The organism is Cupriavidus sp. GW823-FHT06D04 (assembly GCF_058795055.1).
The window spans coordinates 109,511-121,379 of sequence record NZ_JBXAHL010000024.1; the positions used below are offsets into that span (position 1 = coordinate 109,511).

Genomic DNA, 11,869 nt, shown 5'->3' on the forward strand with positions numbered 1-11,869 from the left:
ATCATCGAGCTTCACGCATACGCCGCAAACGGCAACCCATGACTCTGGCGCGGCGCTGGCACCGGCCGCCGCTGGTTCAGCACTACGCTCAGTTGCGGGTCTCCCGCGCGCCACGGCAGATACCCCGCCAGTGCCCAGCGCTGCAGCAGTTCCGAAATCACGCCCAGTTCCTGACTGGCGGGCAGCAGCCCACTGAAGCGCGCCTGCCCGAGTACCGCGAACGCGAGCGTGGGGGTATCGGCCAGGTACTGCTGCGGCCTGGACCTGACCATGTGCCAGCGTTGCAGCAGCAGGCGCGGATGGCGGTCGGGCAAACGCAAGGCTTCGCCAAGCATGCGTCCCTGCAACGACGGCGGGCGGATTGACAGCAGCGCCGACACGAAAGCGGGGATGGCCGCGCCTAGCGTCTCGAACGACTTTCGCTGGCTGGCCGACATTTGCGAGGGCGGATACAGTCGCTCCCACAGCTGCGCCAGTTCGGCCCACTGCGGATGGGGATAGAGCGCGTTGCCCATGGCGATCGACAGCTTGACGCGGATCCACGGCGCCGGGTGGGGATCGTCGAGATTGATGCGCAGGACGAACGCGCGCGGCAGGCTCACCACGCTCATCAGCCCGCAGGTCGCCGCGATGCCAACGCGCGACACCGCCCACAGATCCGCGACAATCTCGCTGATCCAGCGCTCCCAGACCCGCCAGATCGAATGTGCCGGACCGCATCCGAAGCTGGCCGCCGACGCGCGCCGGTAGCTGTTCACGAGATCGAGCAACGCCGCTGCCTGGTGCCCGACCTCATGAAACAGCGACGCGGCCACGCCGGTGCCGACCATGCGTTCGCGCGGCATGCGAATCACCGCGACCGGATTGGCGCCACCGCCCGGCAGGCGCGTGCGTGCGCGCCGGATGGCACCGCCATGCCCGCGCTCCACGTAGCAGATGACCGGTGGCGGCGCCATCGACAGGCCCGGCTGCCTGAGCCCGTCCTGCGCCGCCACGTCGAGCCCCGACAGCCAGATGCCCGTGCCATGCTGGCTGCGCTGCGTCAGCACTTCCGCAAAGATCTCGAAGTGCGTCAGTGCCGCATGGAAATAGAGCTTGAGCAAGGCGTAGCGTTGCTGCGCACGGGCCACGTCGACGGGCACCGGCAGCGCGTGCCGCAGATCGCGCAGGAACCGCGCGATGCGGATGCGCAACTGCCTGCGCGCGGCCTGCATATGACGCTCGATGGCCCCCATCGCTTCGTCGCTGACATTGGCGGCGGGCACCATCGGCATCTGCAGCGCATAGGGCAGCTGGGCATCGAGCCGGGCGCGTATGCCCAGCACCTCCTGCTCGAGCAGGCGCAGCGCGTGTGTGCATGCGTTGGTCACGGCGGGTCTCCGCGCGCTCAGTACGCCGGCCGCGGCGACGCGAGATACAGAATGATGGCGCGGCCATTGCGCGAGCGGCGCCAGGTGCCGCGGGCGGGGATCGCATGCACATGGCCCGTCGGGCGGGTGCCGCAGGTGGGGCAGGTCGCTGTCGCGCCGGCAATGCCCGTAACGCCGGGAGCGCCGGTCGCGCCGTTGACAGCGGGGACGCCGCCGAACGTCGGGGGCGCGGGCACAGTTTCCGTTGCCCCGCCGAAGATCGGCATGGGCAATTGGCGTGCGGAAGCCACACCGTTCTGCGAGATGGCACGCATCGCTGGCAGCAGGCCCGGCGCCACCTGCCGCGCACCGCGCAGGAACGCAATGCGCGCCGCGCGTGCGGGCGGCATATTGCGCGGCATCGACATGAGGTGGTTGGTCGCATGCTGGCCGATCCTGACCAGCCGGCGCGCGACTTCGAATTCGCGGTCCTCGTTACTGAGTCCCTCGAGCTCGAGCCCGAGCGCACTGCCGGCCATGCCCGCGAGCTTGCCGCCGATCAACCCACCCGCCCCTGGAACCACCAGATTGCCGAGCGCCGATCCGACGATCGGCAGTGCCGACTTGGTAGCGGAACGCAGAATGCCGCCGAGCGCCTTGCCGGCCGCCGACCGGGCGAATCCCGTGGCCGCACGGCCTACAGACCTGACCAGGCCGCCAAGGAACTGTTCAAGCTCCTGCTCGCTGTTCACCGCCAGCAGCTCCGCGGCGAGCTCGAGTTCATGCATCTCGCCCGAGACTTCCTGCTCGAACTCGTTCTCGAACTCATGCTCGGCCTGTTCGAACTCGTTCTCGAACTCGTTGGCGAATTCGTTCTCCTGCTCGAATTCACCCGACATTTCCGTGGCGAGTTCGTGTTCGAACTCGTTGTAGCCAGCGCTCCAACCGCCAGGCCTCGAGCTTCCGATATCGTGCATTTGCGGCTCCTTTCCGTTGAGGTAGGCGAGAGAGAACCTCGCGAACCAGCTAACGCAGGAGCCGTGCCATCGCGTCACAAGACGGTAGGCCGCTGATTTATTGGGGAATTTTGCCGATGGGCGGACCACAGGAGCGCGAAGATTGCTTCGCTTTCAAGGGCTATCGCTAGACTGGACGCGAAGCAGGCTTCGCCGATGGCATCCAGTACCGCGGCGAAAACAGCATGTCCTGCCGCTGCAGGCTGCACAGCTGCGCCTGTGTCTGCCGTAGCCCAACTCGCGCAGCATCGCGGCTAGATTTCAGCGCCGCCATCTCAATGGCGTGCCCGAACCAGACGTATGGCCCCCACTCGGACCTCGGGGGGAAAAAAGGCTTTCGGGGCAGGAATTTGCTTATGACAACAATGTCCTTCGCCCGCCCCTGACCAGGGGTATACCCTTGCGTCTTTGCCGCATTGCCGGCCGCTTTCCGGTTTCCCCCGCATGCCTGCCTTCACCCTGCCCGCACTGTCCGCCCGACTCTTCCGCGCCCGCCGCTCGCTGGCGGCTGTCGCCCTCGCCGTCATGTCCGCTGCCGCGCTGGCGCCGGCGCTGGCCAACGCCCAGAGCCCTGTGCTCGACAAGATCCGTGAATCCGGCACCATCGTGCTCGGTTACCGCGAGTCGGCACTGCCATTCTCGTTTGCCGACGATAAGGGCCAGCCTGCCGGCTATGCGGTCGACCTGTGCCTGCGCGCGGCCGAAGCGGCGCGCCAGCAACTGGGCCTGAAAGACCTGAAAGTGCGCTGGATGCCGCTCACGCCGCAGAACCGCATTCCTGCCGTGGTCAACGGGCTGGTGGACCTGGACTGCGCCCCCAACACCAATTCTCTCGAGCGCCAGAAGCAGGTTGCGTTCAGCGTCTCGCACTACGTGTCGACCGTGCGCATGCTGGTGCGCGCCGACTCTGGCATCCGCTCGTTCGGCGACCTGCGCGGCAAGACCGTGGTCACCAGCGCCGGGTCGACCGGCGACCGCCACGTGCGCCGCATGAAGGCCCAGTACGGCTACCACGACGTCTACGCCAAGGACCACGGCGAATCGTTCCTGCTGCTCGAATCCGGCCGTGCGCAAGCCTTCGTCATGGACGACGTGCTGCTGGCCGGCCTGCGCGCCCGCGCCAAGGACCCGTCGCAGTACGTGATCGTAGGCCCGGCGCTGTCGGTGGAGCAGAATGCGCTGATGCTGTCCAAGGCCGATCCGGAATGGAAGCGCCTGGTCGACCAGGCGCTGGCCAACACCTTTGCCGGCCCGGAGGTCACGGCGCTGCAGAAGCGCTGGTTCCAGCAGCCCATCGGCAGCCGCGGCATCAACCTGGCGCTGGCGCCGTCCGGCGAGGTGCGCGCGGCCTGGAAGCACCCGTCGGACGCGGTCACGGAGTAAGCCGGCAAGCGGTCCCCAACCTCAATCGGCCTGGGGCCGCAATTCAGGGTTTCCATGAGGTCGTGGCGCCTGGGCAAGCCCCAAGTTGACAGCGATCAACGATGTTGGCGACACTGGGCCAAGCCGTCCCGTGCAAGGGACAGGCCACATACACGACCGCCCGACGGCGGCATTTTTCAGGAGAAACCATGAACAAGTTCGTCGCGACCGCGATCGCACTCTGCCTTGGCGCCGCTTCGCTGGCCGTGCAGGCACAGACCGGCGGCAAGAAGCAGTTCGATCCGTATTCCCAGGGCGCCAAGTCGGGTGAGAAGTTCGACCCGTACACCCAGGGGGCCAAGGCCGGCGACAAGTTCGACCCGTACACCCAGGGCGCGAACAAGAGCACCCGCAGCGAGCTGACCGACGCTTCCGCGCCGGCCGCCGAGCAAAAGCCGGCCAAGAAGTCCACCAAGAAGAAGAGCAAGAAGAAGGCTGCTTCGGCGCCGGCTGCCAGCTGAGCCGCAAGCGCCTGACGCAAAAAATCCCGCCTTGGCGGGTTTTTTTGCGTCCTGCCCGGGCGCACCAGCCTATGGCGCTTGCGTGTCGCTCTCCAGCGCGGTGACATCGATGCGCTGCACCTTGTCATCCTGGCGCACTTCCGTGCGCAGCACGAAGGCGTCGGCCGGGCAGTACCAGTCGGTGACGTGCATCACGGTCGGCTCGACCTGCACGACTTCTTCGCCAACCAGCACCGGCCCCAGCGAGGTGCGCTTCTCGTAGGTGACCGGCAGGCATTCCTTGCGTCCCAGGACGGTATTGATCGTCTGCCGCTTGCCGACGTGGCGCGAGCCGATATGGATCGACGCATGCTGCGCCCGCACGGTGCTGACCACGTCATCCGATCCCAGCGGGTAGACCTTCAGCGAGACGCTCGATTCAAAGGTCTCGCCCTCCAGCGTGGCGCCCTCGCGCAGGTCCAGGCCGGCATAGTTGAACACGCCCATGCCGCGGAAGGCCGCCTCGCCGTACATGCGCGCGTAGCGGGCGCGGGCATTGATGACGGCATGCTGGCTTTCGATGCTGGTCTGGCCGCCGGGCGAACGGCGGTCGATCACCACTTCATGCACCTGGGTGGTAATCACCGGCGGCCCCATCAGCGCCGACAGGGCAGTCTTGGAATTGATCTCCAGTTGGGCGCGGCAGCCGGTTGGACTGCGCACCACGTCGCGCAGGGTCATGCCGACCGACATTGGCATCACGCCGTCGCCTTCCATCTGCACGTGCGAGCCCGAGCGGAACCACGGGGCACTGCACAGCACGGCCGCCGCCGATGCCTGCGCCTGGGTTGCCGCGGCCTGCGCCACGGCCGGGCCCGCGCCCGGCAGCGCCGCCGCACCCTGTGCGCCGGCGTCCTGCGCCAGGGCCATGGCCGCGCCCGCCACCAGGCCTGCCAGCCAGTCTTGCTGCGCCTTTGTCTTCACATGAATCCCCGTCTAGAATGTCCAGGCGCCCCCCGACCCAGCGCCCGGCTTGCCAGGCGGTCGCCTGGACACCGAAATTATCGCGTTTTGTTGCGTGTGTAACTCGGATTTTTCGCGCAGCATGGCCTGCAAGGCCAGACGCCATATCGTCAGGCCGTCAGTAATTTCCGTGCCGCCGGGTTTTCTCGATGCCGGCCCATTCCGGGCCCAGTGGGAGATTCCATGCTTCAGTACTACGCGAAACTCTGGTGGGTAGTTGCCCTGCGCGGGCTGTTTGCCGTGATCTTCGGCTTTTTTGCCTTTTTTGCGCCGATCGCGACGCTGGCGGCGCTGGTCATTGTCTTCGGCGCCTATGCCGCGGCGGATGGCCTGATGGCGCTGCTGATGGCGGTCTCCGGCAAGGACCGCGAAACCAGCGACCGCTGGATCCTGGCACTGCAGGGCCTGCTTGGGCTGGGCGTGGGCGCGCTGACCTGGTTCAGCCCGGCCATCACCGCGCTGTCGCTGCTGCTCTATATCGCCGCCTGGACGCTCGCCACCGGCGTGCTGCAGATCGTGGCGGCGATCAAGCTGCGCAAGGAGATCCCGAACCGAGTGGTGGCTGATCCTGGCCGGGCTGGTCAGCATCGCCTTCGCCTTCCTGGTCCTGTGGCGGCCAGTGGCCGGGGCGCTGGCGGTACTGTGGCTGATCGGTTCCTGGGCCATCGTGTGCGGCATCCTGCTGATCGGCGTGGGCCTGCGCCTGCGTCGCGCCCGCCCGACGGCGCCTGGCGTGCAGCGTCCGGCCTGAACAGCACTTTCCTTTCCCTGGCAGCGGCAATCCCGCCGCCCCCTGCAGGCCCGTCCCCGGCACTGCGGGGGCAACCTGCCCGCCGTGCTACCATTGCCGGCCTCGCGTGGCCGAGGCGGCAGTGGCGCGCCGGGCACATGCCAGCCTGCCGGCCGCGGGCGGCTTGCCTGCCCGGTGTCCACCAACAGGCAAGGCCATGCGTTGTGATGGCTTCCCCTCACCGCGCGCCCACGCAGGACCATCGATCATCGATCCGTCGCGCTTTTCCAGGAGATCTATGCGTAGTTCATCGACCTCGCGGGCTGCCGCGCTGTCCGTTGGAGCCGCCACCGCCGGTGCGGTAGCACTGGCCAGCCTGTTTATCCTGCTGGTCTGGTTCGGCACCCTCGACATGCGCCACCTGCTGCGCTCCGATGAAGGCCGCTACGCCGAGATTGCCCGCGAGATGTTCGCCACCGGCGACTGGGTGACGATCCGCTACCAGGAACTCAAGTATTTCGAGAAGCCGCCCTTCCACCTATGGGTGACCACGCTGGCCTACACGCTGTTTGGCGTGGGCGACTGGCAGGCGCGGCTGTGCGTGGCGCTGTCCGGCATGCTGGGGCTGGGCGTGTCGATGCTGGCCGCGGCACGCTGGTACGGCCGGCGCGTGGCGGTGCTGACGGGGCTGGTGCTGGTTTCCGCGCCGATGTGGAATATCGCCGGCCACTTCAATTCGCTGGACATGACGCTGGCCGGCGCCATGGCGTGCGTGCTGGCCTTCATGCTGCTGGCGCAGCACCCGGATGCCACCCGCGCCGAACGCCGCAACTGGATGCTCGCCTGCTGGGCGGCAATGGGCGTGGCGGTGCTGGTCAAGGGGCTGGTCGGGCTGGCGCTGCCGGGGCTGGTGCTGGTGGTCTACACGCTGGTGACGCGCGACTTCGGCCTGTGGCGCCGCCTGCATCTGCCGGGCGGCATCGTCGCGATGCTGGTGGTGACGGTGCCGTGGTTCTGGCTGGTGTCGGAGCGCAATCCGGAATTCCTGCGCTTCTTCTTTATCCACGAGCATTGGCAACGCTATACCTCGAACGTGCACCAGCGCGAAGGCGCGATCTGGTACTTCGTGCCGCTGCTGCTGGCCGGTTTCCTGCCCTGGCTGGGCCTGTTTCCGCAAATGTGGAAGGCCGTGCGCGAGCGCGCCGGGGTCGAACGCGGCACCTCGCCGCGGCCATTCCAGCCCGCCTTGCTGGCAGCGCTGTGGGCCGTGGCGATCTTTGTCTTCTTCAGCCTGTCTGGCTCCAAGCTGCCCGGCTATATCGTGCCGATTTTCCCGGCACTGGCGTTGCTGGCCGGCGTGGCACTGGACACGGTGACGGAACGCACCTGGCGCTGGCAGGTCAATACCATGATCGCGCTGGGCGTGGTCGGGCTGCTGGCGTGCCCGTTCGTCGGCATGATGGACAAGCCCGGCATGCCCAATGTGGTCTATCGCGAATTCGCCATGTGGATCGGCATCGCCTTCGCGGTGCTGCTGGCCGGCGCACTGCTGGCGCGCCGGCTGCTGCGCACGCGCGGGGTGTTTCCCAGCGTGGTGGCCTATGCGCTGGCGATGTTCCTCTGCTCCACGGTGGCGCTGCGCGGTCACGAGGCCATGGGCCGGCCCAGTTCCGGCGTGGACCTGGTGCCCGCCATCAATGCCGTGCTGACGCCGGACATGCCGCTGTACAGCGTGGGCATGCTGGACCACACGCTGCCGTTCTACCTGCGCCGCACCACCATCATGGTGGAGCATCCGGACGAGCTGGAATTCGGCGTCGGCCAGGAACCGCAGAAGTGGATCCCGACCATCGATGGCTTTATCGCCCGCTGGCAGGACGGCAAGCGCGCGGTAGCGATCATGTCGCCCGCGACCTACGATGCACTGGCTGCGCGCGGCGTGCCGCTGCACCGGATCGCCGGTGACCGCCGTCGGGTGGCGGTCGCCAATTTCGCACTGCCGGGCAACGGCCCGCAGACGCAACCCCCAGGACAGTAACCTGCAACTCCTGCAACCCCTGCACTACGCAGCGCCATGACGCTTTCCACCTTCGCTTTCATCCTGACCGGCGTGCTGCTCAATGCGGCAGCGCAACTGTTGCTCAAGGCCGGCGTCAACGCCGTCGGCGCCATCACGATGGACCGCGGCACGCTGCTGGTAACAGCGCTGCGCGTGCTGACCCAATGGCCGGTGCTGGCCGGGCTGACGCTGTACGTGGTCAGCGTGGGCGTATGGATCGTGGGGCTGTCGCGCGTGGACGTGTCGATCGCCTACCCGATGCTGTCGCTCGGCTATGTGGTCAACGCGCTGGCCGCCTGGTGGCTGTTTGGCGAGATGATCGGCCCCTTGCGCGTGGCCGGCATCCTGCTGATACTGGCGGGCGTCTTCCTGATCGCGCGCTCATGACGCGCCTGCGCGCCGCCAGGTCCGACACCGACCGTTCTCCTTCGCCCTGCCATGACCGCATCTGCCCCTGAATTCCTGCCTTTTGTCCGGCCTGACATCGACGCCGCCGCCATTGCCGAAGTCGGCAAGGTGCTGGCCTCGGGCTGGATCACCTCCGGCCCGAAGATGCAGGCCTTCGAGGCCGCGCTGTCGGACCTGTTCGGCGGACGCCCGGTGCGCACCTTCGCCAACGGCTCGGCAACGATGGAAATCGCGCTGCGCATTGCCGATATCGGGCCGGGCGATGAGGTCATCACCACGCCAATCACCTGGGTCGCCACTGCCAACGTGGTGCTGGCAGTGGGCGCGCGGCCGGTGTTCGTCGACATTGACCCGCGCACGCGCAATCTCGACCTGGATGCCGTCGAGGCCGCGATCACGCCGCGCACGCGCGCCATCATGCCGGTGTACCTGTCGGGCCTGCCGGTGGACATGGACCGCCTGTACGCCATTGCCCGCAAGCACGGGCTGCGCGTGATCGAGGATGCCGCGCAGGCAATCGACTCGCGCTGGCGCGGCCAGCGCATCGGCGCCTTTGGCGACCTGGTCAGCTTCAGCTTCCAGGCCAACAAGAACATCACCACCATAGAAGGCGGCTGCCTGGTGATGAACACGCCCGAAGAAGCCGTGCGCGCCGAGCGCCTGCGGCTGCAGGGCGTGATCCGCACCGGCATGGATGGCATGGATGTCGAAGAGCCCGGCGGCAAGTTCAACTTGACCGACGTCAACGCCGCGGTCGGCCTGGCGCAGCTGGGCAAGCTTGACGCCATCACCGCGCGCCGAGCCGAACTGGCCGCGACGTATTTCCGCTGTGCCGCCGACAGCGGCCTGGAAGCGCTGGGCATCGAGCTGCCGCAAGCGCTGGATGCGCACGCCGCCACCACCAACTGGCACATGTTCCAGGTGGTGCTGCCGACTGAGCGCCTGCAAGGCGGCCCGGCCCAGGCGCGCCAGCAGGTCATGGAGGCCATGCGCGAGCGCGGCATCGGCACCGGCGTCCACTACCCGCCCATTCATCTTTTCACCTACTACCGCTCGCTCGGCTGGCGCGAAGGCATGCTGCCGCATGCCGAACGCATCGGGCGCGGCATCGTCACGCTGCCGCTGTTCCCCGCGATGCAAGCCACCGATGTCGAGCGGGTCTGCGCAATCCTCAGCGAAACATGCAAACGTCTCTCCAAATGAGCCCGGTCGAAGTCTCGGTCGTCATCCCGGTCTACAACGAAGAAGACGGGCTGCAAGCCCTGTTCGACCGCCTCTATCCGGCGCTGGATGGCCTCGGCGAGTCGTACGAGATCATCTTCATCAACGACGGCAGCGTCGACCGCTCGGCGCAGATGCTGGCGGCGCAGTTCCACAAGCGCCCGGATGTGACCCGGGTGGTGCTGTTCGCCGGCAACTTCGGCCAGCATATGGCGATCCTGGCGGGCTTCGAGCACACCCGCGGCAAGATCGTGATCACGCTGGACGCCGACCTGCAGAACCCGCCGGAAGAAATCCCGCGCCTGGTCGAAGCCATGCGCGCCGGCCACGACTACGTCGGCACCATCCGCCGCCAGCGCAACGACACCGCGTTCCGCCGCTATGCCTCGCGCGCGATGAACCGGCTGCGCGAGCGCATCACCAAGATCCGCATGACGGACCAGGGCTGCATGCTGCGCGCCTATGACCGCAATGTGATCGACACGATCAATGCCTGCCGCGAGGTCAACACCTTCATCCCCGCGCTGGCCTACACCTTTGCTTCCAATCCGGTGGAGATCGAAGTCGGTCACGAACAGCGCCATGCAGGCGAATCCAAGTATTCGCTGTACCAGCTGATCCGCCTGAACTTCGACCTGGTGACCGGCTTCTCGATCGTGCCTCTGCAGTGGTTCTCGGCCATCGGCACGATCCTGTCGCTGTGTTCAGGCGTACTGGTGGTGGTGCTGCTGGTCCGGCGCTTCCTGTTCGGTTCGGAAGTCCAGGGTGTGTTCACCCTGTTCGCCATGAACTTCTTCCTGATCGGCATCCTGCTGTTCGGCGTGGGCCTGCTGGGCGAGTACGTCGGCCGCATCTACCAGGAAGTGCGCGACCGCCCGCGCTACCGCATCAAGGCAGTGCTGGAAGCGGACCCGCAGCGTGTCACGCCGGCAGCCGCCGGCGCGGAGCAATGATGCGCGCCGTCGTCTTTGCCTACCACAATGTCGGCGACCGCTGCCTGCGCGTGCTGCATGCGCGCGGCGTGGAGGTGGCGCTGGTGATCACGCACCGCGACCGCCCCGACGAGAACATCTGGTTCCGCCGCGTGGCCGACACCGCCGCCGAGCTGGGCATCCCCTTCGTCTATGGCGAGGACCCTGCCGATCCCGCCATCGCCCAGGCTGTGCGCGACGCGCGCCCGGACGTCATCTTCTCGTTCTACTACCGCGCCATGATCCCGGCGGGCGTGCTGGCGCTGGCCCCCGGCGGCGCCTTCAACATGCACGGCTCGTTGCTGCCCAAGTACCGCGGCCGCGTGCCGGTGAACTGGGCGGTGCTGCGCGGCGAGACCGAGACCGGCGCCACGCTGCACGCCATGGAAGCCAAGCCTGACGCGGGCTATATCGTCGACCAGACCGCGGTGCCGATCCTGCCGGACGACACTGCCGGCGAAGTCTTCGAGAAAGTCACCGTTGCCGCCGAGCAGACGCTGTGGCGTGCCCTGCTCGCGATGATCGCCGGACAGACGCCGCAACACCCCAACCGGCTGGCCGAGGGCAGCTACTTCTCCGGGCGCAAGCCGGAAGACGGCCGCATCGACTGGAGCCGCCCGGCCGCCGAGGTCTACAATCTCGTGCGCGCCGTCGCACCGCCCTATCCCGGCGCGTTCACCGACCTCGCCGGGCTCCGCTTCATTGTGGCGCAGGCGCGCCGGCCGCTGACGAAGCTCGCGCTGCCCGCCGGTACGGCGCCCGGCCTGCATGTGCACGACGGCCAGATCATCGGCCTGTGCGGCGACGGCGGCCTGGTGATGGTCACCCGATTGCTGGCACAAGATGGCTCGGCACTCACGCCGCAGGCCTTCGCCAAACTTATCCATACCGAACAATCCAACAAGGAAAACCGATGAAAAAGGTCCTGATTCTTGGCGTCAACGGCTTCATCGGCCACCACCTGACGCGCCGCATCCTGGAAACCACGCCGTGGGAGGTCTACGGCATGGACATGTCGTCGGACCGCCTCGGCGACCTCGTCGACCATCCGCGCATGCACTTCTTCGAGGGTGACATCACCATCAACAAGGAGTGGATCGAGTACAACATCCGCAAGTGCGACGTGGTACTGCCGCTGGTGGCCATCGCCACCCCGGCCACCTACGTGCGCCAGCCGCTGCGCGTGTTCGAGCTGGACTTCGAGGCCAACCTGCCGATCGTGCGCGCCGC

Annotated in this window: 11 protein-coding genes and 1 pseudogene; 9 read left to right on the plus strand and 3 right to left on the minus strand. The window is 67.2% G+C overall.

What is annotated here, in order from left to right; all coding sequences use genetic code 11:
• Positions 1-11: 11 nt before the first annotated feature.
• Complete coding sequence (locus tag AC1Q7H_RS25615; protein WP_211981665.1) at positions 12-1,370, minus strand: hypothetical protein; 1,359 nt, start codon at positions 1,368-1,370, stop codon at positions 12-14.
• 17 nt (positions 1,371-1,387) lie between these two features.
• Positions 1,388-2,326, minus strand: coding sequence for a hypothetical protein (locus AC1Q7H_RS25620; protein WP_013953268.1), 939 nt, complete (start codon positions 2,324-2,326; stop codon positions 1,388-1,390).
• 483 nt (positions 2,327-2,809) lie between these two features.
• Between AC1Q7H_RS25620 and AC1Q7H_RS25625 the strand changes: the two genes are divergently transcribed.
• Together AC1Q7H_RS25625 and AC1Q7H_RS25630 are read left to right on the plus strand one after the other, a co-directional pair.
• Positions 2,810-3,748, plus strand: coding sequence for an amino acid ABC transporter substrate-binding protein (locus AC1Q7H_RS25625; RefSeq protein ID WP_492378009.1), 939 nt, complete (start codon positions 2,810-2,812; stop codon positions 3,746-3,748).
• Between the two features lie 188 nt (positions 3,749-3,936).
• A complete protein-coding gene (locus tag AC1Q7H_RS25630) occupies positions 3,937-4,248 on the plus strand; it encodes a hypothetical protein (RefSeq protein ID WP_013953271.1) in 312 nt (103 codons plus the stop codon).
• A gap of 69 nt (positions 4,249-4,317) precedes the next feature.
• On the opposite strand, the gene AC1Q7H_RS25635 is transcribed toward AC1Q7H_RS25630, so the two are convergent.
• Positions 4,318-5,211, minus strand: coding sequence for a hypothetical protein (locus AC1Q7H_RS25635; RefSeq protein ID WP_013953272.1), 894 nt, complete (start codon positions 5,209-5,211; stop codon positions 4,318-4,320).
• 222 nt (positions 5,212-5,433) lie between these two features.
• On the opposite strand from AC1Q7H_RS25635, the pseudogene AC1Q7H_RS25640 reads away from it, so the two are divergent.
• From AC1Q7H_RS25640 to AC1Q7H_RS25670, 7 genes and pseudogenes are all read left to right on the plus strand, one after another.
• A pseudogene (locus AC1Q7H_RS25640) lies at positions 5,434-6,001 on the plus strand (HdeD family acid-resistance protein).
• A gap of 277 nt (positions 6,002-6,278) precedes the next feature.
• Entirely contained in the window at positions 6,279-8,018 is a 1,740-nt protein-coding gene (locus AC1Q7H_RS25645; protein WP_153953454.1) for a glycosyltransferase family 39 protein, read from the plus strand.
• 36 nt (positions 8,019-8,054) lie between these two features.
• Positions 8,055-8,426 (plus strand): EamA family transporter, encoded by a 372-nt coding sequence (locus AC1Q7H_RS25650; protein ID WP_013953275.1) that lies wholly within the window; start codon positions 8,055-8,057, stop codon positions 8,424-8,426.
• 51 nt (positions 8,427-8,477) lie between these two features.
• Positions 8,478-9,650, plus strand: a complete 1,173-nt coding sequence (locus tag AC1Q7H_RS25655; RefSeq protein WP_013953276.1) for a DegT/DnrJ/EryC1/StrS family aminotransferase — start codon at positions 8,478-8,480, stop codon at positions 9,648-9,650.
• A complete protein-coding gene (locus AC1Q7H_RS25660) occupies positions 9,629-10,621 on the plus strand; it encodes a glycosyltransferase (protein ID WP_013953277.1) in 993 nt (330 codons plus the stop codon). Before AC1Q7H_RS25655 ends, AC1Q7H_RS25660 begins: the two co-directional genes overlap by 22 nt.
• Positions 10,621-11,556 carry a formyltransferase gene (locus tag AC1Q7H_RS25665; protein WP_492381880.1) on the plus strand — a complete coding sequence of 312 codons (936 nt, stop codon included), beginning with the start codon at positions 10,621-10,623 and terminating at the stop codon, positions 11,554-11,556. The genes AC1Q7H_RS25660 and AC1Q7H_RS25665 overlap by 1 nt, the downstream gene beginning before the upstream one ends.
• The coding region (locus tag AC1Q7H_RS25670) for an NAD-dependent epimerase/dehydratase family protein (RefSeq protein WP_492381879.1) at positions 11,553-11,869 on the plus strand (317 nt) is incomplete at its 3' end. The genes AC1Q7H_RS25665 and AC1Q7H_RS25670, both read left to right, overlap by 4 nt.